The sequence below is a fragment of the Klebsiella sp. CB_Kp196 genome (assembly GCF_040061575.1).
Taxonomy (GTDB): Bacteria; Pseudomonadota; Gammaproteobacteria; order Enterobacterales; family Enterobacteriaceae; genus Klebsiella; species Klebsiella michiganensis.
Map to the genome: position 1 here is coordinate 118,460 of NZ_JBEAFH010000046.1, position 22,113 is coordinate 140,572.

Consider the following 22,113-nt stretch of genomic DNA (forward strand, 5'->3'; position numbering starts at 1 on the left):
TAGCGAATAATTAATTTCCCGCTAATTTTATGTCAGGCGTGTGCGGATATTAACAAATTCCACATTCATTATCTGGTAATGTTTGCTGATATTCCCGGCGGCCAGCGCGGCTATTTCGAGGCTAGCGGTGATTAATCCGCTAGAAGTCATAAACGGGTAAGTTTTGTCTCAACGCTCTTTTTTCGGTATTTCAATATTTATGAACGGGATCACAAACATGTTTCTGCGGTGGAGTCGGGCGCCCGGCAAAACGCTCTCGTTGCTGCTGCTGGCCGCCGGATTCAGCTCCTGTGCGGCGCAGGGGAACGAACTGGTGATGGCGACAACATTTTCCCCCAGCGCCACCGCGTGGATTATCGCACGCTGGCAAACGGAGCCGGGGTCGGTGATGATTCGCACCCTCAACCGCACCAGCGCCTCGCTGGAACAGCTGCTTGATACGGCAAATGCGGAGAACGTTGATCTGGTCCTGACCTCATCACCGATGCTGCTGCAGCATCTTCAGGAGCATCAAAAGCTGGCGCCGTTCAGCGGCGCGCCGGCGGCCAGTCAACGCCTGGTGCCGGAATCCATCCGCGCCACCTCCGTTGCCGTGGCGATGTCGGGGTTTGGCTTGCTGATTAACCGCTCGGCGCTGGCGACGCGGCATCTGCCTGCGCCAGCGGACTGGGACGATCTCACCGATCCCCGATATCAGGGGGCGCTGCTGATGAGCAGCCCGTCGCGCTCGGACACTAATCATCTGATGGTGGAGTCGCTGCTGCAACAAAAGGGCTGGCTTAAGGGATGGCAAACGCTGCTGGCAAGCGCGGGAAATCTGGTGACGATTTCATCCCGCAGCTTTGGCGTGGCGGATAAGATCAAAAGCGGGCTGGGCGTAGCCGGTCCGGTGATTGATAACTACGCCAATCTGTTGCTGAACGATCCGCACCTTGCCTTTATCTATTTTCCGCAGTCGGCGGTGTCGCCTACCTACGTTGCGGTGCTCAAAAATAGCCAGCACGCCAGCGAGGCGCGGCGGTTTATTCGCTATCTGCTGAGCCCGGAAGGCCAGCGGATCCTCGCCGACGCGAATACCGGGAAATACCCGGTGACGCCGCTGACGGCAGGCAATCCACGGGCGGCGCAGCAGGCGGTGCTGATGAATCAACCGCCGCTGAACTATCGCCTGATCCTTAAGCGTCAGCGCCTGGTTCAGCGGATGTTTGATACGGCGATCAGCTTTCGTCTCGCCCAGCTGAAAGATGCCTGGCGAGCGCTGCACAGCGCGGAGGCTCGCCTTAAGCGTCCGCTGCCCGAGATACGCGCGCTGCTAACCGGCGTCCCGGTCGATCCGGCAAGCAGCGAGGATGAGGCCTGGCTGGCTAAGTTCGATAATAAGAGCTTTGCGGAGCAGCAAATGATGGAGTGGCAGCTCTGGTTTCTCAACAACCAGCGGCAGGCGATCAATAAACTGGAAGAGCTGAAATGATGGCCCGTTCCATACTGCAACGTCTGCGGCAAATCAGTATCAGCAGCAGCCTGCGCGGGGCCTTTCTGATGGGCGCGCTGCTGACGCTGATTGTCAGCAGCGTCAGCCTCTATTCATGGCATGAGCAAAGCTCGCAGATACGCTATTCGCTGGACGAGTATTTTCCCCGCATCCACTCTGCTTTTCTGATTGAAGGCAATCTCAATCTGGTAGTCGATCAGCTGAATGAATTTCTGCTGGCGCCGAATACCACGGTGCGCCTGCAGCTGCGTAACCAGATTATTCAGCATCTGGATAAAATCGAGCGGCTGAGCCAGGGCTTGTCGCCCGCGGAACGCCAGCAGCTGGCGGTGATTTTACAGGACAGCCGCGCGCTGCTGTCGGAGCTGGATCGCGTGCTCTACAACATGTTTCTGGTACGCGAAAAGGTGGGGGAACTCTCGGCGCGTATCGACTGGCTGCACGATGATTTTACCACTGAGCTGAATTCACTGGTGCAGGACTTTACCTGGCAGCAGGGAACGCTGCTCGATCAGATAGAAGCCCGCCAGGGCGACGCGGCGCAGTACCTGAAGCGTTCCAGAGAAGTCCAGAATGAACAGCAGCAGGTCTATACGCTGGCCCGCATTGAGAATCAAATCGTTGACGACCTGCGCGACAGGCTTAATGAACTGAAATCCGGAAATGATGACGGCATGCTGGTGGAGACGCATATCCGCTATCTCGAAAACCTGAAGAAAACGTCGGATGAAAATATTCGCGCTCTGGACGACTGGCCGAGCACGATCACGCTGCGACAAACGATTGATGAGCTGCTGGAAATCGGCATGGTGAAAAATAAGATGCCGGATACCATGCGCGACTACGTGACGGCGCAAAAAGCGTTAGTGGACGCCAGTCGCGCCAGAGAAGCCACGCTGGGGCGCTTCAGGACGCTGCTTGAAGCCCAGCTTGGCAGCAGTCATCAGCAAATGCAGATGTTTAATCAGCGTATGGGACAGATTGTCCGCGTGAGCGGCGGGTTGATTCTGGTGGCGACGCTGCTGGCGCTGCTGCTGGCGTGGGTGCTGAATCATTATTTCATCCGCTCGCGGCTGGTGAAACGCTTTACCGCGCTGAACCAGGCGGTGGTGCAGATTGGTTTAGGCCGGACGGATGCCACCATTCCGGTTTATGGCCGGGATGAGCTGGGGCGTATTGCCGGTTTGCTTCGCCATACGCTGGGTCAGCTTAACGCGCAAAAACAGCAGCTTGAACAGGAGATTGGCGAGCGAAAAACGATTGAGGCCGATCTTCGTGCCACCCAGGACGAGCTGATCCAGACCGCTAAACTGGCGGTGGTGGGTCAGACGATGACCACCCTGGCGCATGAGATCAACCAGCCGCTGAACGCGCTGTCGATGTATCTGTTTACGGCAGGACGGGCGATTGAGCAGGGACAGACGGCGCAGGCGCGGGCGACGTTAAGTAAAGCGGAAGGGTTGATTAACCGCATTGACGCGATTATCCGCTCGCTGCGTCAGTTTACCCGCCGCGCTGAACTGGAAACGCCGCTGCATCCGGTTGATTTGCGTCAGACGTTTACGGTGGCGTGGGAACTGCTGGCGATGCGCCATAAGCCGCAGCAGGGGACGCTGGAGATACCGGATGAAACCGTCTGGATCCGCGGCGATGAAGTGCGGGTTCATCAGGTGCTGGTCAACGTACTGTCGAATGCGCTCGACGCCTGTCCGAACGCGGCGAAAATAACGGTGAGCTGGCAAATCCACGGCGACACCCTGTGCGTGTTGATTGCCGATAACGGTCCCGGCTGGCCTGCGGCCTTGCTACCGTCACTGCTGAAGCCGTTCACCACCAGCAAAGATGTGGGGCTGGGGATTGGGCTGTCGATTTCTGTTTCGCTGATGACGCAAATGGAAGGGACGCTGCGCCTGGCGTCGACGTTAACGCGCAATGCCTGCGTGGTGCTGCAATTTAATTTAACGGATGTAAATGATGTTGAGTAATGAGTGTTCGATTCTGCTGATTGATGATGATCGCGACGTGCTGGATGCCTATACGCAGCTGCTTGAGCAAGCGGGTTATCACGTCCACGCCTGCGATAACCCCTTTGATGCGCGGGCGTGGGTGCAGAAGGACTGGCCCGGCATTGTGCTGAGCGATGTCTGCATGCCCGGCTGCTCCGGCATCGATTTGATGACGCTGTTTCATCAGGATGACGAGCAACTGCCGATTCTGCTTATCACCGGTCATGGCGACGTACCGATGGCGGTGGATGCGGTGAAAAAGGGGGCCTGGGATTTTCTGCAAAAGCCGGTCGATCCGGGTAAGCTGCTCTCGCTGGTGGACGCCGCGTTGCGCCAGCGGCAAGCGGTGATCGCGCGTCGCCAGTACGGCCAGCAAAAATTACGGGTTGAGCTGATCGGGCGCAGCCAATGGACGGAACAGTATCGCCAGCGTTTACAGCAGCTGGCAGAGACGGATATTGCGGTCTGGCTTTACGGCGAAGCGGGAACCGGGCGTATGACCGGCGCACGTTACCTGCACCAGTTGGGGCGTAACGCCGAAGGCCCTTTTATCTACTGCGAACTGACCGCGGCCAACGCCCATAAGTTGAATGAGGCGATCGCGCAGGCGCAGGGCGGAACGCTGGTATTAAGCCACCCGGAGCACCTGACTCATGAGCAACAACATCAGCTGGTACAGGCGCAGAGCCATGAGAAGCGACCTTTTCGCCTGATTGGTATCGGCAGCGCGTCGCTAGTGGCGCTGGCGGGCAGTAGCCAGATCGTGGCGGAGCTCTATTACTGCTTCGCGATGACGCAAATTGCCTGCCTGCCGCTGTCAAGGCGGCCTGATGATATCGAGCCGCTGTTCCACCACTATTTGCAAAAAACCTGTCAGCGGCTGAATCATCCCGTCCCGGAGGTGGATACCCATCTGTTAAAAGGGATGATACGTCGGGCGTGGCCGAACAACGTCCGCGAACTGGCGAACGCCGCCGAACTGTATGCTGTGGGGGTATTACCGCTCGCGGATACGGTGAATCCGCTGATGCACGTCGGCGAGCCGACGCCGCTCGATCGACGGGTTGAGGACGTAGAGCGGCAGATCATCACCGAAGCGCTGAATCTCCATCAGGGGCGCATTAATGAAGTGGCGGAGTATCTGCTTATTCCGCGTAAAAAACTCTATCTCAGAATGAAGAAATATGGCCTGAGTAAAGAGCACTACAAGGGCTTTTAGCGAAAATTGAGGGGGAGGGTGTCTATTTCCTTGCCCCTGATTTTTTGCGTTTTATTAATCGTATGACAAATAGTGGTTGTTATCTCTGCACGTGAATTATATAAATATCCAGCACGTTAAGTACACCCATACAAATAATAACGTATTAAAAATGATACTTTAAAAAATAATAAGATTTCAGTACTAATTTTGATGCGTTAAAAGGTGCCACTATAAATCAGGTTATGTGATCGCTGTTAGTGAATCAGCATAGTTGCATTTTATAAAATAGCCAAACAAACACAGCGTTTTTATTACCTGAATCAGAGTCAAATTAATTTGACCCTACTCTATATTACTGAGGCCATATTATGGAAACCGTTCAAAATACCCTCGTTGCTCGCGAGAGCAGCGGCTGGAGAAAAAGTGATACCGTGTGGATGCTGGGCCTGTACGGTACCGCAATTGGTGCAGGGGTGCTTTTCCTGCCAATTAACGCCGGGGTCGGCGGTTTAATTCCGTTAATCATCATGGCCATTCTTGCCTTCCCGATGACCTTTTTTGCCCACCGCGGTTTAACCCGTTTTGTCCTGTCGGGCAAAAATCCGGGAGAAGATATTACCGAAGTGGTGGAAGAACATTTCGGCACCGGTGCAGGTAAGCTTATCACGCTGCTTTATTTCTTCGCTATTTATCCGATTCTGCTGGTTTATAGCGTTGCTATTACCAACACCGTCGACAGCTTTATTACTCACCAGCTTGGTCTGGTGTCTCCGCCGCGCGCTATTTTGTCGCTGATTTTAATTGTCGGCATGATGGGGATTGTCCGTTTTGGCGAAAAAATGATTGTTAAGGCCATGAGCGTGCTGGTGTTTCCGTTCGTGTTCGCGTTGATGATATTGGCGCTGTATTTGATCCCGCAATGGAACGGCGCGGTACTGGATACGTTGTCGCTGAGCAGCGCTTCGGCAACGGGAAATGGTCTGTGGATGACCCTGTGGCTGGCCATCCCGGTCATGGTCTTCTCCTTCAACCATTCGCCGATTATCTCCTCATTTGCGGTGGCTAAACGTGAAGAATATGGCCAGGACGCCGAGCGCAAATGCTCCCGTATTCTGGGCTTCGCCCACATCATGATGGTGCTGACGGTGATGTTCTTTGTGTTCAGCTGCGTACTGAGCCTCTCCCCGGAAAACCTGGCGGAAGCGAAAGCGCAGAACATCTCCATCCTCTCATATCTGGCGAACCACTTTAACGCGCCGGTGATAGCCTGGATGGCGCCGATCATCGCGATGATTGCGATTACTAAATCCTTCCTCGGCCACTACCTCGGCGCGCGTGAAGGCTTCAACGGCATGGTGATTAAGTCACTGCGCGGAAAAGGCAAATCGATCGAAATCAACAAACTGAACAAGATCACCGCGCTGTTCATGCTGGTGACCACCTGGATTGTTGCCACCCTGAACCCCAGCATCCTGGGGATGATTGAAACGCTGGGCGGCCCGGTCATCGCGATGATTCTGTTCCTGATGCCAATGTATGCCATCAACAAAGTACCGGCCATGCGCAAGTACAGCGGCCACATCAGTAACGCGTTTGTGGTGGTGATGGGACTGATCGCCATCTCCGCTATTTTCTTCTCTCTGTTCAGCTAAGTTTTCAGCGCCGCCTGTCACCGGCGGCGCATCCGTTTTGCTATGTAACCGCGTGGGTGCCATATGATTAGCGTTTTCGATATTTTCAAAATCAGCATCGGGCCGTCCAGCTCGCATACCGTTGGGCCGATGAAAGCGGGAAAACAGTTTGTTGATACCCTGCAGGAAAAAGGCCTGCTGCATAAAGTGACTCGGCTGGTGGTGGATGTGTATGGTTCCCTCTCATTGACGGGTAAAGGTCACCATACCGATATCGCCATTATTCTTGGTCTGTCAGGGTATCTACCGGATACCGTTGATATCGACGCCATTCCGGGCATTATTCGCGATGTCAACACCATGCATCGTCTGTTTATTGAAGAAGGCCAGCGCGAGATACAGTTCCCGGTGGCGGAATGCATGCGCTTTCACAATGAGTTTCTGCCGCTGCACGAAAACGGGATGAGCATTACGGCGTTTTGCGATGGCAAAATCGTCCACTTCCGGACTTACTATTCCATCGGCGGCGGTTTTATCGTCACGGAGGAAAACTTTGGTAAGAACCTGGAGGCGGAGGTTGATATTCCGTTCCCGTTCTATTCTGCCCGCAACCTGCTGGCGCACTGTCAGAACAACTGCCTGTCGATTTCCGCCGTGATGATGAAAAACGAGATCGCCCGCCACGGCCGGGAGACCGTTGAGCAAAATATGGCGAAAATCTGGGAGACCATGAGAAACGCCATTAACCGGGGGATGAATACGGAAGGTATTTTACCGGGGCCGCTGAAAGTGCCGCGCCGGGCTTCTGCGCTGCACCGCGTGCTGGCACCGCAGAGCCAGTCGATTACGCCACTGAGCGCGATGGATTGGGTCAATATGTTCGCCATGGCGGTGGGGGAAGAGAACGCGTCGGGCGGGCGAGTGGTAACCGCGCCGACCAACGGCGCCTGCGGCATTGTCCCGGCGGTACTGGCCTATTACGATCGTTTTATCAAAGAGGTGACGCCGGAAATCTATATGCGCTATTTCCTGACGGCGGGCGCAATAGGCATTCTGTACAAGATGAATGCCTCCATTTCCGGGGCAGAGGTCGGTTGTCAGGGTGAAGTGGGCGTGGCCTGCTCGATGGCGTCAGCCGGACTGGCCGAGCTGCTGGGTGGCAGTCCGGAGAAGGTGTGCATCGCCGCGGAGATCGGCATGGAGCATAACCTCGGCCTGACCTGCGATCCGGTGGCCGGCCAGGTGCAGGTGCCGTGCATCGAGCGTAACGCGATTGCGGCAGTGAAGGCGATAAACTCGGCCAGTATGGCGATGTACCGTACCAGCGATCCGAAAGTCTCACTGGATAAAGTTATCGAAACGATGTTTGAGACGGGCAAAGATATGAACGCCAAGTACCGTGAAACCGCCCGGGGCGGTCTGGCGATTAAAGTCGCGGTGTGTGAATCCTGAGCCCCCTAAAAACCGCCTGCCTGAGCCGCAGGCGGTTTTCTCTTCCCTGGACTTTAAAATCGCCTGAAGCCTGTTATTTTTTCTCTCCGTCGGACGGCGTAAAAGACCACACCACGCTGTTAGAAGCCGATGAGGTGTACCATTCGTTAATCGTGGCGTCAGCCTCGTTGGTCTGGGCAGCGGCGGGCAATTTCTCTTTTGGCTGATGCGTTTTTTTCCGAATACGGATACGGGAAGGGGTTTCGGCATTGAGCTGCGCCTTAAATGTACGCATGTGCGAGTCAAATAAAATCGACTCCAGCTGATGCAGCCGATCGAGACCGCGCAAAATACCAATCAGCGTACTGAGGGTAACGGATTCGCCTAATTCAACGCGTTTAATGGTTGCCGCGCCGACCTGAGCGCGTTCGGCCAGCTCAATCTGTGACAGGCCCAGCTGTATACGCGTTTCTTTAATTCTTCGGCACAGTTCAGAAATAATTTCACTGTCGGGCATGGTACTGAAACGCATCTTAATTCCTCTACTGCGTAATAAAACCTGACTAATTATTTAGCAAGCCAATTTATAAATAAAGCGAATAATTTCTCTTTTGCGATAGCGGCGACAATGTTTTTTGCCAATGCCATCAAAGAGTTGGGTATAGGGTCGCTCCTGCGAATCCCGCGGTTTCAGGCGCCGAATAAAGAGGCTTCGGATCAATCGCCTGGGGCGATACTCCGTGGCGCAGGGATGAGCCTCCGTCTCTGCCATAATGCAATTACGGCGAATTATGGTTATATATATCCCTTTCTGCGGCCCGGTTTCGCCGCAGCCACTCTTACGGATGATAACGATACGCCATGAATCTTCGTGAAAATATTGTGAGCCAATTCAGCCTGCTGTCGCCCGAACTCCAGCGCGCGGCGGAATTTTCCCTGCAAAATGCCAACCAACTGGTGGTGCAATCAATGCGCGCCTTCGCCGCGGAAGCCGGCGTTAAGCCTGCCACGCTGCTACGCCTGGCGCAGCGTCTGGGCTATAACGGTTGGCGGGAGCTGAAAAGCGCATTTATCGACGATCTCGGCTTAGGAAATGATACATATGTATCTAAGGCTGAAAAATTGATCGCCAAAGGGACGCAGCCCGCGCTGTACGAAGAGGTGTTCCTCGCGCATCAGGCCAATCTGGCATTCACTCAGGCAGAGAATCAACACGCTATGCAGCAAGCGGTTACGTTGCTGGATGAAGCGAAGCAGGTCTATATTTGCGGCTTCCGCGCCAGCTTTCCTATCGCCTGGTCGTTGTTTTATGTCTATCGATTGTTCAATCGCCAGGTGTCGCTGATTGACGGGCTGGCCAGTAATATCGAAGTCTTCACCCGTGAGATCAACGCGGAAGACTGCCTGCTATTGACCAGCTTTTCTCCCTATTCCCGCGAATCTCTCGACGTTCTCAATGCTGCCAGGCAGGCCGGGGCACGGATTATCGCCATCACCGACTCTCCGGTTTCGCCGCTGGCGCAAGCGGCGGACTGCACGTTGCTTTTCTCCCTCAGCAGCCCCTCTTTTTTCCCTTCGATAGTGTCCGGTATGGGCGTCGCCGAGTGTTTGCTGGCGATGCTGGTTGCCCGCCACGGTAGGGAGGCGGTGAATAAAATTGAGAGCGCAGAACGTTATCTGCAACGCTCCGGGGCGTATGTGATGCCCGATAAGTCCTGATAAATGATTCATTTGCTTTTATCATAAGAAAATTAAATACATTTGAATCATTATTGAATTGACGAGATTCAAATGGATCCTGCAAGATGCTTTCAACTTACGCGAAAGCGATTTCTTAAGCAGGATAAAAGCATGAGTCAAATCATTCACCGCAGCCTCCGTACCACCCCGGCAGTGGCAGTCAGTGCCCAGGGCGCTTACATCACCGATGCCAGTGGTCAACGCTATCTGGACGCCTGCGGCGGGGCGGCGGTTTCTTGTCTGGGTCACGCCCATCCGGATGTGCTGGCGGCGATGCACCGGCAGATCGATCGGTTGGCCTATGCCCACACCAGTTTTTTCACTAGCGATACGGTGGAACAACTGGCAGAGCAGCTTGTCCGCACCGCGCCCGGTTCCCTGAACTATGCCTATTTCGTCTCCGGCGGATCGGAAGCGGTTGAAACGGCGCTGAAGCTGGCGCGCCAGTATTTTGTGGAGATCGGGCAGCCGGATCGCACGCTATTTATTGCCCGTAAACAAAGCTACCACGGCAATACGCTGGGTGCGCTGGCCGTTGGCGGTAACGAGTGGCGCCGCCGCCAGTTCGCGCCGCTGCTGATGGATGTGGTGCGCGTGTCGGCCTGTAATGAGTACCGTGACCGTGAGGCGGGTGAAAGCCAGCAGCAATATACCGAGCGCTTACTTGGCGAACTCGAAGCGGCAATTCTGGACGCCGGGCCAGAAAAAATTATCGGTTTTATCGCCGAAACGGTGGTTGGCGCAACCACCGGCGCAATGCCGCCTACGCCGGGTTATCTGCAAGGCGTTCGTCGGCTGTGTGATAAATACGGCATTCTGTATATCGCCGATGAGGTGATGTGCGGCATGGGCCGTACCGGCACGTTGCACGCCTTTGAACAGGATGGCGTTGTCCCTGACATCGTGACCATCGCAAAAGGTTTAGGCGGGGGTTATCAGCCCATTGGCGCAGTGCTGGCCAGTGAGCAAATCGTCGCCGCGCTGCAGGCCGGTAGCGGAATGTTCCAGCATGGTCACACCTACATCTGCCACCCGACCGCCGCAGCGGCTGCGCTGGCCGTGCAGCAGGTTATCGAGCGAGATCGTTTGCTCGAGCAGGTGCAGCAGCAGGGCGCGTATTTGCAGCAGGCGCTGCATGATGTGCTCGGCGGATTACCGTATGTCGGTGATACGCGCGGTCGCGGTTTGTTCGCCGGCGTGGAGCTGGTATGCGATAAAGAGCGCAAAACGGCATTCGATCCGCTGCTGAAGCTGCATGCGGCTATCAAAGCGCAGTGCATGGCGCACGGGCTGCTGGTCTATCCGATGGGCGGAACCATTGATGGCCAGCGGGGCGATCATATTCTGATTGCGCCGCCGTTTATTGTCAGCCGGTCAGAACTCGATTTCGTGGTGGATACCCTGCACAAGGTCATCAGCGAAGAGACGCATAAACTGATGAGACGTCAGCCATGAACCGTTTACCTGCGCTGTCAGAACAGCAGTGGAGCGATGAACAACGCCAGCTTGCGGAGGAGATTATCAACGGGCCGCGCGGCGCGCTGCTGCCGCCGTTTGAACCGTTGTTGCGCAGCCCGGAACTGATGGCCCATGCGCAGCGAATGGGGGAGTATCTGCGCTACCGTAGCGCGCTGGGGCAGCGGTTGTCGGAACTGGCCATCCTGCTGACCGCGCGTCACTGGTCGCAGCCGGTTGAATGGGCCATTCATGCGCCAATAGCCAGGGAAAAAGGGATCCCGGCGCAGGCGGTGCAGGCAATCAATGAACGGCGTCAACCAGAGACGCTGGCGGCTGATGAATGGGTGGTTTACCATTTTTGCCAGCAGCTGCATCAGCATAAAAAAGTCAGCGATGATATCTGGCAACAGGCAATCGATCTCTGGGGGGAAAAGGGTGTTGTCGATCTGATTGGCATCAACGGTTATTACAGCTTTCTTTCAATGATTATGAACGGCGCGCAGACGCCAGTACCCGACACCAGGGATTTTATTCTTCCCGCATAAATAATTCGCACGCCTTCATTTTTATATCGCGTGCGAATGTAGGGATACTGTTTTTATTCTCAACGCCAATATCAGTTTTAGGGTATTGCGTGAAAACTCCTGTCTGCTGTCTTAATTACGCTGAGGATTATTATGTCTGCATTATTGAAAAAATTAAAGATTACCCTGGCACTGGTTGCCTGTTCGGCGAGTTTTGCCGTCATGGCACAAGATAAATTATTAGTCGGTGTGGATACTGCCTTCGTTCCCTTTGAATTTAAACAAGGCAATAAATATGTTGGTTTTGATATCGATTTATGGGAAGCCATTGCGAAGAAAATGAATGTCAGCTACGAATTACGCCCTATGGATTTTGGCGGTTTAATTCCTGGGCTGCAATCGCGTAATTTAGATGTGGCAATGGCCGGGATCACCATTACCGATGCCCGCAAACAGGTCGTTGATTTCAGCGAGGGTTACTACGATGCGGATCTCTTAATGGCGGTGAAAAGTGGTGATAATTCCATCACCAAATTCAGCGAACTGGCCGGTAAAAAAGTGGGGCTGAAGCAGGGCACCGCCGCGGCCAGTTTTATGAAATCCAAATATAAAGCCAACTATGTCGAATTCCCCAATATTGATAACGCCTATCTCGACCTGCAGGCAGGCAATCTGGACGCGGTCGTTCACGACTCCCCGAACGTGCTCTACTACGTGAAAACCGCAGGTGGCGGTAAGGTAAAATCGACCGGGGAAACGGACAGCATTCTGCCGCAGAAATACGGTTTTGCCCTGCAGAAAAACAGCAGCCTGACGCCGAAGGTCGATGCCGCGTTAAAGGCATTACGCGCGGATGGCACCTACGACAAGATTTATTTCAAATGGTTTAACAAGCAACCTAAATAATCCCCGCCGGGCCGGGTAACCCCGGCCAGAACCGAGAGTAATAGACTGCATTATGAATTTCGAAACGAAATATATATGGGAATCCCTGCCGTTATTATTACAGGGGCTGCAGCTGACAATATTGATCTCTATGGTCGGTTTGGCGGGCGGCTTTATCATCGGTCTGCTGGCAGGAATCTGTCGTGCACTGGGAGGCGGTATTGCGAAAACGTTATCATTAATTTTTGTCGAATTGATTCGCGGTACGCCAATTATGGTACAGGTGATGTTTATCTATTTTGCCTTGCCAATGATTCTGCCTGTTCGTATCGACCCTATCACGGCCGCGATGGTCACCATTATTATTAACTCCGGCGCGTATATTGCGGAAATTACGCGCGGCGCAATTTTGTCCATCAATAGAGGATTTAAAGAAGCCAGTCTGGCGATGGGATTATCGCAGCGCGCAACGCTATGGCATGTGATTATGCCGCTGGCCCTGCGCCGCATGATCCCGGCGTTGGGCAACCAGTGGATTATCAGCATTAAAGACACCTCGCTGTTCATTGTTATCGGTGTCGCGGAATTAACGCGGCAGGGGCAGGAGATCATCGCCGGGAACTTCCGTGCCCTTGAGGTCTGGACAGCGGTAGCCCTGATTTATCTTGCCGTCACCCTGTGCCTGAGCTTTCTGCTGAAGCAACTGGAGAAAAGGATCCATATTTTATGAGCATGGTTGAATTTAGCGCGGTCGCTAAACATTTCGGCACCACCCAGGTGCTGCACGATATCAATCTGAAAATTGATGCCGGTGAAGTGGTCGTGATTATCGGTCCTTCAGGTTCAGGTAAATCGACGCTGCTGCGTTGTATCAACAAGCTGGAAGAGATCTCCTCTGGCACTTTGTTGGTTGCCGGAATGCACCTGACCGATCCTCACGTAAACGAGTGCGAAATCCGCCGCGAAGCGGGGATGGTATTCCAGCAGTTTCATCTGTTTCCGCATCTGACGGCGCTGGAAAATGTGATGTTTGGGCCTATTCGCGTACGCAAAATGAGTCAAGCGGCAGCCCGCGAACAGGCGCTGGCGCTGCTGGAACGTGTCGGCCTGGGCGAACGGGCCGAGCACTATCCGTCGGAGCTTTCAGGCGGCCAGCAGCAGCGCGTGGCTATCGCCCGCGCGCTGGCGGTGAAACCGAAAATGATGCTGTTTGATGAGCCAACCTCTGCGCTCGATCCGGAGTTGCGCCATGAAGTATTAAAAGTGATGCGTTCACTGGCGGATGAAGGGATGACGATGGTTATAGTGACGCACGAGATTGGCTTTGCACGCGATGTGGCCTCTCGATTGATTTTTATCGATGGTGGAACCATTGCTGAAGATGGCCCACCTGATATCCTGCTGAATGCCAGTAGCAATCCGCGCCTGAAAGAATTTTTACAGCACGTTTCCTGAACATAAGTGAATCCATCACATGAAGAAAATCGACATCAGTGGTTCCCCGTTTGAGATTGGCCTGCGCCTTGGCGAGCTTGGCCGTGAAGCATGGCATCAGAAACTGATGCTCACGTCATTGTGGCAAACGGTGATGACCCTGCAGGCATCCCCTGAGACCCGGTTAATGCGCGCTGAGGTGCAGCGGCATTATCCGCACATCTGGCAGGAGCTGGAGGGGTTGGCGCAGGGGCTGGAGGCTACTGTTGATCAGGTCTTTGCCTGGAACTGCCGTGGCGATCTGGTGCGCTCAACGTCGGATGGCTGTACGACGGTGGCCGGGGTAAACGCCGCAGGCGAGCGGATTATCGCGCACAATGAAGACGGTTTTCCTCAGTTACGGGATGAATGCTTGCTGGCTACCATTACCCCGAGTCGCGGTCTGAGCTTTACGAGTTTTGCCTATCCGGGGTCGATTTGCGGCCACACCTTTGCGGTGAATGAAAAAGGTGTCGTTAACACGGTGAATAACATCCGTGCAGTGCATCGTCCGCAGGGATTACCGCGTCAGATCCTGGCTCGCGCCTCGCTGAATGCGAACACCCTCGACGAGGCCATCACTATACTTACCGGCCAGCCGCGATCCGGGGCGTTTCACCATACGCTCGGGCAGCTGGGCGATACGCGGCTGTTCAGCGTTGAGGCCACCGGTCAAGGCTGTTCCGTTCTCCCCCTGACGACGGTAACCGGGCATGCCAACCATCTGGTGCATGCGGCACTGGCTGGCGTTGAGCAGATCGTTACCGACAGTTCAGCGTCGCGGCAGTTACGCCTCGTGCAGTGGCGGGAAACGCAACCTCCGTTTGACGCCGCGGCGGCAAAAGCCATTCTCTCAGATACCCATGACGCCGAACTGCCAATTTACCGGCTGGCTGCCGACGATCCGGATGAGGAGAACACCCTCGCCACGGCAGTTTTCACCCTCGATGCCAACCACGTCAGGTGGCAAATTTTCGACATTAACCGCGACGATGCTAAATTTCAGGGAGAAGTGCGTGGGTGAGATAGCCGGTCGTCAGTCATAAAGGGCAGGGTAACGGCGTTCGATAGTACCGTCCGGATACTGCCCGATATAGGCGTCTTGAGCGATGTCCTGAAGCGCGGTGTCCGGAATTTCAGGTTTGTGTCTCTACCGAGAGGCGTTCGTAGGTAGAGCAGGGAAGCCAGCCGGGTCAGCGCGGCACAAACCGGCGCACCGTTATGCCATTATACTATCTGTAGCGCTCGTAGGTCACACGCCAGCCTTCACCTTTATCGACAGGCGACAGTTCAAGTTTATTTCCTGTTAAATGAAAAGCGCGCTCCATTTTTTGACCAATTAATCCACTGGCAAGTGCAGAATTCACCGTTAAGATGAAACGCCCGGCAACATCGTCAATTTTAATATCACCATAAAGTGCTTCATAACCGTTTACCGTATAGGCGGAGTCAGGTACTGTTTTGTCCGGATTGCTTGCTTGCGCAGACAAGGTTCCGGCATCGGTGATAATAAGTTGTCCGGTGTAAGGTATCTCTTTCAATTCTTCACCAGTCCCGGTTTCAAATTTGACCATTTTCCACGCGCCAATCAGGGCAGACTGGTTGCTGTCTTTCCCTGATAAGGCACCTTTCTCTGTACAAATCGGCTGGACATTATTGCCATTGGCCATGACGGGTATAACACGGGTGGCCATAAAAAGAATGACCGCAACCTTGATGTAAAAACGCATATATATTCTCCATTGTTTTATGATTAGAAATGTGAACGGCTGATTATAGGATTTTTATTCCTGTGACCTTTTGAAGATAGCTGAGTAGCGTATTCTGATGAGCGATATGACTAATTCTCCTTGCCGCTGATGCGATCATTCGGCTTCGTCCCGAATTGGGTGTGGGAATGCATATTCACTGTTGATTTTTACAATCAGAAAACTGACCAGGGCCAGTATCAGAATGACCCAAGGTAAACCATTGACGCCGGGTCCCTGAAGGATAATTCCTCCGGTAATCCCCCCCAGGGCAATCGCCGCGTTCCAGCTCACCACCGTCATGGAGATCGCTACATCAGCACCATCTTCCGCAGCATCGGCAAGTGCGGTATTCAACAGCGTTGCAGCACCACCAAATGTCACACCCCAGACAGCGCTACCTACAATAAGAATGGCGGGTGTATAAGAGAACAGCCCCAGGAATAATGAGACGATGGAAAATATAGCCAGCGATGCCAGTACCATTTTACGTAAATGGCTATCAATTATTTTTCCGGTAAAGATAAGACCCGCGAGAGCGGACAGGCCAAAAATTAATAAAATACCGTCAACATGGCCCCCCATACCTGATAATGACGAAAACGGTGCGATATAGGTGTAAAGGATATTGTGTGCAAGCATCCAGGTCAGTACGACCGCGAGAACCGGCCTGACCCCCGGGGTCGCCAGTACTTTCCTGAACGGTATTTTTTGATGTTTTTTCTGCCCCGCAGAGTCCGGAACGCTGAGATGAATCCATATCATTAGTAACAGCGAAAGTACTGACATAATACCGAACGTCAGGCGCCAGCCAAGATAATGCCCAAGCCAGGTTCCCAGCGGAACGCCTAGTGAGAGCGCCAGCGGTGTCCCAGCCATGGCTATCGCCATAGCCCGACCCTGATGAAGCGGGGCAACAATTCGGCGTGAGAACCCCGCCAGCAGGCTCCACGCCAGTCCCGCAGCCGCCCCGGCCCCCAAACGCGCTAACAGGGTCAGGTAAACATTTGATGAAAGTGCGGTAATGGTATTAAAAATGAAGAATCCCGCTACGGTCATTAATAAGACATATTTCCGATTCCACGACCGGGTAACGATAGTTAACGGAATAGCGGCAAATAATGACCCGAGGGCGTAGACGGTGACCCACTGGCCTGCGCTAGCCAGCGAAATATTCATTCCCTTACTGATTTCTGGCAATAATCCTGCGGGAATAGTTTCCGTCATGATGCAAATAAATCCGGTCATCGCAAAAGCCATTAATGGCATATAGGGAAATGTGTCTTTCATTTTCTGCATTCTGCAATACCGTTAATGTTTAATTAAGCCTGCCAGGTGCGCAGGCTTAGCGCCTAATAGAGTAGATTGTTAGTCAATTAAAGTGCCATGTTCAGTATTGTTTCCGCCACTTCAGCAGTAATTTTTCCATGTTCACCTAATGCGATGTGCCCATGTTCTTTTAACTTGCCAATAACAGCTGAAATATCTTCCGTTCCCAGACCATAATCAGAAAGTCGGGTTTTAACGCCCATCAGTTCAAAAAATCCCACGGTGGCATTGATAGCCTCATCGGCCATTTTTTCGCTATCAGACTCAGGAATATTCCAGACACGCGCACCGTACTGAGCCAGCTTTTCTGCTTTTTCCTTTTTGCACAAGCGCCATAGTGCAGGCATAACGATAGCGAGGGTACGGGCGTGGTCGATTCCGTATAATGCAGTAATTTCCTGGCCAATCATGTGAGAGGCCCAGTCAGTTGGGACACCTGCGCTCAACATTCCATTCAGGGCCATCGTCGCAGCCCACATGATGTTAGCTCTGGCGTCGTAGTTCTGGGGATTTTTAAGGGCTACTGGTCCTTCTTCTTTCAGCGTGCTCAGCAGTCCTTCCGCCAGGCGATCCTGCACCTTAGCGTTAACCGGGTAAGTGATGTATTGCTCAAGAACGTGGACAAAGGCATCAACAACACCGTTTGCGGTTTGTTGTTCAGGCAGCGTGTAAGTCATTTCCGGTTCGAGCACTGAAAATTTCGGCATAACGTAAGGGGAGGTGAAAAAGAGTTTATCCTGGGTGGTTACCCGATTAATCACCGCCGTGTTATTCATCTCTGAACCCGTGGCCGCCAGGGTCAGCACGCATCCAAAAGGGAGAGCTTGTTTCACCACGCCGCCATAACTCTTGACGATCTCCCATGGATCATTTTCGTAGAGGGCTGCGGCGGCAATAAATTTAGTCCCGTCGATCACTGAACCGCCGCCCACGGCCAGAAGAAAATCAATTTTTTCTGCTCTGACAATCTCAACGGCTTTCATCAGGGTTTCATAATGAGGGTTTGCTTCTACACCGCCAAACTCATAAACCAGGGTGTTTGTCAGGGACTCTTTTACGCGTTTCAATATACCGTGTTTTATAACGCTGCCCCCGCCATAGACAATCATGACCTTTTTACCCTGCGGGACTTCTTGTGCTAACGCAGAAATTTGATCGCGACCAAAAAGAATTTTTACCGAATTATGATAGATAAAATCTTGCATAATGATTACCTCATTTTCAGAATTAAAAGCCGTCACTACAACGAGGACATATTCACGTCGTGGAATATAAAGTACCATTTTGAATTTTATTTATTAATCAACATAAATTTCACTTACTTGTGAAATTTATTTGATAATTAATGACAGGCTGGTACGCTGACGTCTCCAGTAGGGACCGAGGAGGAGGAATCGTGTGGATGAATTAAAGGTTTTTTTAACAGTGGCCAGGCTGAAAAGCTTTACTAAAGCCGCAGCTGAAATAGGTGTGACACCCTCAGCCATCAGCCACACGGTGAAATCTCTTGAGGAAAGGCTTGGGATCCGCCTGCTGGCCAGAACCACCCGCAGTATCTCCACTACGGAAGCAGGTGAAAGGCTCATTAACGAAGTTGGCCCGTTAATGGAACAGGTTGATGATGCTATTAGTCGGTTGAGTGAGCTTAGGGAAAAACCCACTGGCGTCATACGCCTCACGGCGGCAGATGATGTTATCCAGTATTTGATCCGTCCTGTATTACCGGACTTTCTGAGTCGCTACCCAGATATTCAGATTGAAATCGGCATTGACTATGGATTTACAGATATTGTTGATCAGCGTTTTGATGCCGGGATTCGCCCGGGCGATGTTCTGAATAATGATATGATTGCCGCAAAAATAAGCCAGAACTGGCGCCAGCTTGTTGTTGCTGCACCAGATTATTTTAAGCGTTATGCTAAGCCCAGGAAGCCGCAGGATCTTTTGAACCACAACTGCATTAACGTCCGCTATTCTGATACGAGTGGATTGTACGCCTGGGAATTCGAGAAAGATGCTCAGAAATTCAGTCTGAAAGTCAAAGGGCAATATATTGCGAACAGCACGATTCATCAGCTCGATGCAGCATTAGACGGGCTGGGGATTGCCTATATTCCCGAGTATGTTGCAGATGGATATATCAAAAGCGGCAAGCTGATTGCTGTTCTGACCGAGTGGTGTCCATATTTTGACGGCTACCATATTTATTATCCTCACCGCCGACAGGATTCTCCTGCGTTTATGGCTTTTCTGCAAGTTTTGCGCGACAGGTACAATAATGGAATAAGATAAATTTATGAGTAAAGGATTATGTCCACGATAAGCACCTGGGTCGATTTCTGAGAGGCGGCCATGAGGGTAGGGAAGCGCCGTCCCGTCAAGTCAGCGTAATGCTCTGCCAGTGTTACAACCAATTCTGATTAGAAAAACTCATCGAGCATCAAATGAAACTGCAATTTATTCATATCAGGATTATCAATGCCATATTTATGAAAAAGCCGTTTCTGTAATGAAGGTGAAAACTCACCGAGGCAGTTCCATAGGATGGCAAGATCCTGGTATCGGTCTGCGATTCCGACTCGTCCAACATCAATACAACCTATTAATTTCCCCTCGTCAAAAATAAGATTATCAAGTGAGAAATCACCATGAGTGACGACTGAATCCGGTGAGAATGGCAAAAGCTTATGCATTTCTTTCCAGACTTGTTCAACAGGCCAGCCATTACGCTCGTCATCAAAATCACTCGCATCAACCAAACCGTTATTCATTCGTGATTGCGCCTGAGCGAGACGAAATACGCGATCGCTGTTAAAAGGACAATTACAAACAGGAATCGAATGCAACCGGCGCAGGAACGCTGCCAGCGCATCAACAATATTTTCACGTGAATCAGGATATTCTTCTAATACCTGGAATGCTGTTTTCCCGGGGAGCGCAGTGGTGAGTAACCACGCATCATCAGGAGTACGGATAAAATGCTTGATGGTCGGAAGAGGCATAAATGCCGTCAGCCAGTTTAGTCTGACCATCTCATCTGTAACATCATTGGCAACGCTGCCTTTGCCATGTTTCAGAAACAACTCTGGCGCATCGGGCTTCCCATACAATCGATAGATTGTCGCACCTGATTGCCCGACATTATCGCGAGCCCATCTATACCCATATAAATCAGCATCCAGGTTGGAATTTAATCGCGGCCTCGAGCAAGACGTTTCCCGTTGAATATGGCTCATAACACCCCTTGTATTACTGTTTATGTAAGCAGACAGTTTTATTGTTCATGATGATATATTTTTATCTTGTGCAATGTAACATCAGAGATTTTGAGACACAACGTGGTTCCCGCCATGTGAAAATCCGGCCAGACCAACATCATTCTGGTGCTCCGAAAGAAGGGATATTCGCCGCCGTGACCAGCCTGAAGCGGGTCGCATAATCTTTGGCAGCTTCGTAGTCGAGGAACATGGCATCGAGCGTGCCAATAAATTTTGAGCTTGATAGGATTTTGATGTTATGCTATGGAAAAGAATTATTTACAGGTCTGGAGGTAATTTATATGACGCCAAAAGAAATACTTAGCCAATGGGTTGACGCATTTAATAATGCAGATGTAGAAACTATTTCAGAATTATATGATGATAATGCAATAAACCATCAGGTAGCCAATGAGCCAGTTATTGGGAAAGAGGCTATAAAGAAAATGTTTGAACAAGATTTTTCTTTTCCAGAAATGGTTTGTATAGTTGAAAACATTTTCGAAGATGGACAATGGGCAATTTTAGAGTGGCGTGCCCCATTAGGTTTGAGGGGTTGCGGTTTTTTTCAAATAGTAAATAATAAAATTATATTTCAAAGAGGCTATTGGGATAAGCTATCTTTCTTAAAACAGCACAATTTACCTATTGAATAAAATTCATATATACCTTATATGAATAGCTTGCAAATTTCTTAAAGTGTGCATTAAGGGAAGCATAATAACTTCCCTTAACCAATCTGTGGATTCTTTACACCATCGTATAATGTGATCCTGCTTTTCCAGGTAGCCGCGGGTGGCCTCAAAATAGGTGAATGTCGATTCCGGTTTTACAAATCGAAGCTACATCAGGTGGCTCGTCGCGTCGTCGACGTATACCAGTGCGGTACAGGCGGGTGCTCGGTTCTGCTTAGTGCCCCGATTAATGCAGGAGAGTTATGAAAGCGAAGGGTTGTTGCGTTTAGTAGAAAGGTTACGCCAGTAATCCCGTTGAAGGGGAAGGGCTTAAACGGGAAGGATGACCGCACACGCAGTTTTATGAGTAAAGTTGAAAAAGCCCTGATAAACAGGGCCGTGTTTCAATGAGGGAAAACAAACAAAGGGTAATAATCAGGGCATCCATGCTTAGCGCATGGTCAGGCCACCATCAATCGAAATTGACTGACCTGTTACGTAGGACGACGCATCACTGGACAACCAGAGGACCGCATCGGCGATTTCTTCCGGATTACCATGACGCTGCAACGGAACGGCTTTCACCATGGCTTCCAGAGCTTCCTTCTGGCCCGAAGCGACCATCGCATCGACCATTGGCGTCCAGATAAGACCCGGACAAACTGCATTCACATGGATGTTCCGGCCGGCGTATTCAAGTGCGGCACTCTTGGTCAGGCCAAGCACACCGTGCTTCGCGGCGTGGTAGTTTGCACGTTCTGCGCCGCCCACAATTCCGCCGATAGAAGAACAGTTAACGATGACACCACTTTCCTGCTTGCGCATCTGCTGAAGTTCATACTTCATGCATCCCCACACGCCCCGGAGGTTCACGGCATTAACGCGATCAAAGTCCTCCACGGTGGCGTCCGCGATTTCAACAAGTTTATTCTGTACACCGGCATTATTAAAAGCGATATCCAGATGGCCGTAAGTGGAAACAGTGAACTGAACCATCGCTTCGACTTCATCAAGGTTTGCCGCATTACAGGTAAACGATTTAGCTTCAAAACCACGGGAAATCAAATCATTTGCGGCCTTATTTACCAGCTCTGAATTAATATCCGCTAACACAACGGCAGCGCCCGCTTCGGCATAAGCTCGTGCAGTTGCAAAGCCAATACCGGACGCGGCACCGGTGACCAGCGCAACTTTATTTTTCAGTGAAAGATTCATAATTTTTTCCTCTTAATATTAAGTCAGCAGAATGACCATCCGATTAATT

20 protein-coding genes and 2 pseudogenes are annotated in these 22,113 nt (G+C 51.9%); 14 read left to right on the forward strand and 8 right to left on the reverse strand.

Annotation, left to right across the window (positions count from 1 at the left end; translation table 11 throughout):
- Positions 1 to 217 precede the first annotated feature (217 nt).
- The 5 genes from pgtC to ABLU87_RS15200 all read left to right on the forward strand — a co-directional run bounded on the left by pgtC (position 218) and on the right by ABLU87_RS15200 (position 7,782).
- Positions 218 to 1,471, forward strand: a complete 1,254-nt coding sequence (gene pgtC / locus ABLU87_RS15180) for a phosphoglycerate transport regulator PgtC (RefSeq protein WP_102802884.1) — start codon at positions 218 to 220, stop codon at positions 1,469 to 1,471.
- Positions 1,471 to 3,477: a two-component system sensor histidine kinase PgtB gene (gene pgtB, locus ABLU87_RS15185; protein WP_102802915.1), complete on the forward strand. Its 2,007-nt coding sequence runs from the start codon at positions 1,471 to 1,473 to the stop codon at positions 3,475 to 3,477. Before pgtC ends, pgtB begins: the two co-directional genes overlap by 1 nt.
- The gene (locus tag ABLU87_RS15190; RefSeq protein WP_122116843.1) at positions 3,467 to 4,717 is read left to right on the forward strand and encodes a sigma-54 dependent transcriptional regulator; all 1,251 of its coding nucleotides are present in this window, start codon (positions 3,467 to 3,469) and stop codon (positions 4,715 to 4,717) included. Before pgtB ends, ABLU87_RS15190 begins: the two co-directional genes overlap by 11 nt.
- Before the next feature lie 350 nt (positions 4,718 to 5,067).
- Positions 5,068 to 6,351 (forward strand): HAAAP family serine/threonine permease, encoded by a 1,284-nt coding sequence (locus tag ABLU87_RS15195; protein ID WP_014229376.1) that lies wholly within the window; start codon positions 5,068 to 5,070, stop codon positions 6,349 to 6,351.
- A 63-nt stretch (positions 6,352 to 6,414) separates the two neighbouring features.
- Entirely contained in the window at positions 6,415 to 7,782 is a 1,368-nt protein-coding gene (locus tag ABLU87_RS15200) for an L-serine ammonia-lyase (RefSeq protein ID WP_122116842.1), read from the forward strand.
- Positions 7,783 to 7,855: 73 nt separating this feature from the next.
- On the opposite strand, the gene ABLU87_RS15205 is transcribed toward ABLU87_RS15200, so the two are convergent.
- Positions 7,856 to 8,293, reverse strand: coding sequence for a helix-turn-helix transcriptional regulator (locus tag ABLU87_RS15205; protein ID WP_102802882.1), 438 nt, complete (start codon positions 8,291 to 8,293; stop codon positions 7,856 to 7,858).
- Between the two features lie 329 nt (positions 8,294 to 8,622).
- Here ABLU87_RS15205 and ABLU87_RS15210 point away from each other — a divergent pair, with 329 nt between their 5' ends.
- The 7 genes from ABLU87_RS15210 (at position 8,623) to ABLU87_RS15240 (ending at position 14,865) form a co-directional block, all read left to right on the forward strand.
- The gene (locus ABLU87_RS15210) at positions 8,623 to 9,480 is read left to right on the forward strand and encodes a MurR/RpiR family transcriptional regulator (RefSeq protein WP_025106346.1); all 858 of its coding nucleotides are present in this window, start codon (positions 8,623 to 8,625) and stop codon (positions 9,478 to 9,480) included.
- Between the two features lie 132 nt (positions 9,481 to 9,612).
- Positions 9,613 to 10,956 carry an aspartate aminotransferase family protein gene (locus tag ABLU87_RS15215; protein ID WP_014229371.1) on the forward strand — a complete coding sequence of 448 codons (1,344 nt, stop codon included), beginning with the start codon at positions 9,613 to 9,615 and terminating at the stop codon, positions 10,954 to 10,956.
- A complete protein-coding gene (locus ABLU87_RS15220) occupies positions 10,953 to 11,504 on the forward strand; it encodes a hypothetical protein (RefSeq protein ID WP_014229370.1) in 552 nt (183 codons plus the stop codon). Before ABLU87_RS15215 ends, ABLU87_RS15220 begins: the two co-directional genes overlap by 4 nt.
- 132 nt (positions 11,505 to 11,636) lie before the next feature.
- The gene (gene glnH, locus ABLU87_RS15225) at positions 11,637 to 12,389 is read left to right on the forward strand and encodes a glutamine ABC transporter substrate-binding protein GlnH (protein WP_044112285.1); all 753 of its coding nucleotides are present in this window, start codon (positions 11,637 to 11,639) and stop codon (positions 12,387 to 12,389) included.
- A 52-nt stretch (positions 12,390 to 12,441) separates the two neighbouring features.
- Positions 12,442 to 13,098 (forward strand): glutamine ABC transporter permease GlnP, encoded by a 657-nt coding sequence (gene glnP, locus ABLU87_RS15230; protein WP_001008622.1) that lies wholly within the window; start codon positions 12,442 to 12,444, stop codon positions 13,096 to 13,098.
- A gap of 2 nt (positions 13,099 to 13,100) precedes the next feature.
- Entirely contained in the window at positions 13,101 to 13,823 is a 723-nt protein-coding gene (gene glnQ, locus ABLU87_RS15235) for a glutamine ABC transporter ATP-binding protein GlnQ (protein ID WP_014229367.1), read from the forward strand.
- A gap of 19 nt (positions 13,824 to 13,842) precedes the next feature.
- Positions 13,843 to 14,865 (forward strand): C45 family peptidase, encoded by a 1,023-nt coding sequence (locus tag ABLU87_RS15240; protein WP_021543413.1) that lies wholly within the window; start codon positions 13,843 to 13,845, stop codon positions 14,863 to 14,865.
- Positions 14,866 to 15,073: 208 nt separating this feature from the next.
- Here ABLU87_RS15240 and ABLU87_RS15245 read toward each other — a convergent pair whose 3' ends face one another.
- The 3 genes from ABLU87_RS15245 to ABLU87_RS15255 form a co-directional block, all read right to left on the reverse strand.
- On the reverse strand, positions 15,074 to 15,571 hold the full coding sequence (locus tag ABLU87_RS15245; RefSeq protein ID WP_196942029.1) for a lipocalin-like domain-containing protein: 498 nt from the start codon (positions 15,569 to 15,571) through the stop codon (positions 15,074 to 15,076).
- A gap of 135 nt (positions 15,572 to 15,706) precedes the next feature.
- A complete protein-coding gene (locus tag ABLU87_RS15250; RefSeq protein WP_227633868.1) occupies positions 15,707 to 16,879 on the reverse strand; it encodes an MFS transporter in 1,173 nt (390 codons plus the stop codon).
- Positions 16,880 to 16,965: 86 nt separating this feature from the next.
- Positions 16,966 to 18,123 carry an iron-containing alcohol dehydrogenase gene (locus tag ABLU87_RS15255; RefSeq protein ID WP_122116852.1) on the reverse strand — a complete coding sequence of 386 codons (1,158 nt, stop codon included), beginning with the start codon at positions 18,121 to 18,123 and terminating at the stop codon, positions 16,966 to 16,968.
- A 193-nt stretch (positions 18,124 to 18,316) separates the two neighbouring features.
- Between ABLU87_RS15255 and ABLU87_RS15260 the strand changes: the two genes are divergently transcribed.
- Complete coding sequence (locus ABLU87_RS15260; protein ID WP_025106358.1) at positions 18,317 to 19,210, forward strand: LysR family transcriptional regulator; 894 nt, start codon at positions 18,317 to 18,319, stop codon at positions 19,208 to 19,210.
- A gap of 128 nt (positions 19,211 to 19,338) precedes the next feature.
- On the opposite strand, the gene ABLU87_RS15265 is transcribed toward ABLU87_RS15260, so the two are convergent.
- Both ABLU87_RS15265 and ABLU87_RS15270 read right to left on the reverse strand, forming a co-directional pair.
- Positions 19,339 to 20,154, reverse strand: a complete 816-nt coding sequence (locus ABLU87_RS15265; protein ID WP_089649309.1) for an APH(3')-I family aminoglycoside O-phosphotransferase — start codon at positions 20,152 to 20,154, stop codon at positions 19,339 to 19,341.
- A 145-nt stretch (positions 20,155 to 20,299) separates the two neighbouring features.
- Positions 20,300 to 20,401 (reverse strand): annotated as a pseudogene (locus ABLU87_RS15270) (amino acid ABC transporter substrate-binding protein); the annotation flags it as partial.
- 76 nt (positions 20,402 to 20,477) lie between these two features.
- Here ABLU87_RS15270 and ABLU87_RS15275 point away from each other — a divergent pair.
- On the forward strand, positions 20,478 to 20,831 hold the full coding sequence (locus tag ABLU87_RS15275) for a nuclear transport factor 2 family protein (protein WP_122117846.1): 354 nt from the start codon (positions 20,478 to 20,480) through the stop codon (positions 20,829 to 20,831).
- A gap of 120 nt (positions 20,832 to 20,951) precedes the next feature.
- Here ABLU87_RS15275 and ABLU87_RS15280 read toward each other — a convergent pair.
- Both ABLU87_RS15280 and ABLU87_RS15285 read right to left on the reverse strand, forming a co-directional pair.
- Positions 20,952 to 21,083, reverse strand: a pseudogene (locus tag ABLU87_RS15280) (ISNCY family transposase); the annotation flags it as partial.
- 216 nt (positions 21,084 to 21,299) lie between these two features.
- Positions 21,300 to 22,064, reverse strand: a complete 765-nt coding sequence (locus ABLU87_RS15285) for a glucose 1-dehydrogenase (RefSeq protein WP_196942030.1) — start codon at positions 22,062 to 22,064, stop codon at positions 21,300 to 21,302.
- Positions 22,065 to 22,113 lie beyond the last annotated feature (49 nt).

Coding starts and splice junctions, on each gene's coding strand:
- pgtC (WP_102802884.1), top strand. CDS start 218: ATGTTTCTGCGGTGGAGTCGGGCGCCCGGCAAAACGCTCTCGTTGCTG.
- pgtB (WP_102802915.1), top strand. CDS start 1,471: ATGGCCCGTTCCATACTGCAACGTCTGCGGCAAATCAGTATCAGCAGC.
- ABLU87_RS15190 (WP_122116843.1), top strand. CDS start 3,467: ATGTTGAGTAATGAGTGTTCGATTCTGCTGATTGATGATGATCGCGAC.
- ABLU87_RS15195 (WP_014229376.1), top strand. CDS start 5,068: ATGGAAACCGTTCAAAATACCCTCGTTGCTCGCGAGAGCAGCGGCTGG.
- ABLU87_RS15200 (WP_122116842.1), top strand. CDS start 6,415: ATGATTAGCGTTTTCGATATTTTCAAAATCAGCATCGGGCCGTCCAGC.
- ABLU87_RS15205 (WP_102802882.1), bottom strand. CDS start 8,293: ATGCGTTTCAGTACCATGCCCGACAGTGAAATTATTTCTGAACTGTGC.
- ABLU87_RS15210 (WP_025106346.1), top strand. CDS start 8,623: ATGAATCTTCGTGAAAATATTGTGAGCCAATTCAGCCTGCTGTCGCCC.
- ABLU87_RS15215 (WP_014229371.1), top strand. CDS start 9,613: ATGAGTCAAATCATTCACCGCAGCCTCCGTACCACCCCGGCAGTGGCA.
- ABLU87_RS15220 (WP_014229370.1), top strand. CDS start 10,953: ATGAACCGTTTACCTGCGCTGTCAGAACAGCAGTGGAGCGATGAACAA.
- glnH (WP_044112285.1), top strand. CDS start 11,637: ATGTCTGCATTATTGAAAAAATTAAAGATTACCCTGGCACTGGTTGCC.
- glnP (WP_001008622.1), top strand. CDS start 12,442: ATGAATTTCGAAACGAAATATATATGGGAATCCCTGCCGTTATTATTA.
- glnQ (WP_014229367.1), top strand. CDS start 13,101: ATGGTTGAATTTAGCGCGGTCGCTAAACATTTCGGCACCACCCAGGTG.
- ABLU87_RS15240 (WP_021543413.1), top strand. CDS start 13,843: ATGAAGAAAATCGACATCAGTGGTTCCCCGTTTGAGATTGGCCTGCGC.
- ABLU87_RS15245 (WP_196942029.1), bottom strand. CDS start 15,571: ATGCGTTTTTACATCAAGGTTGCGGTCATTCTTTTTATGGCCACCCGT.
- ABLU87_RS15250 (WP_227633868.1), bottom strand. CDS start 16,879: ATGAAAGACACATTTCCCTATATGCCATTAATGGCTTTTGCGATGACC.
- ABLU87_RS15255 (WP_122116852.1), bottom strand. CDS start 18,123: ATGCAAGATTTTATCTATCATAATTCGGTAAAAATTCTTTTTGGTCGC.
- ABLU87_RS15265 (WP_089649309.1), bottom strand. CDS start 20,154: ATGAGCCATATTCAACGGGAAACGTCTTGCTCGAGGCCGCGATTAAAT.
- ABLU87_RS15275 (WP_122117846.1), top strand. CDS start 20,478: ATGACGCCAAAAGAAATACTTAGCCAATGGGTTGACGCATTTAATAAT.
- ABLU87_RS15285 (WP_196942030.1), bottom strand. CDS start 22,064: ATGAATCTTTCACTGAAAAATAAAGTTGCGCTGGTCACCGGTGCCGCG.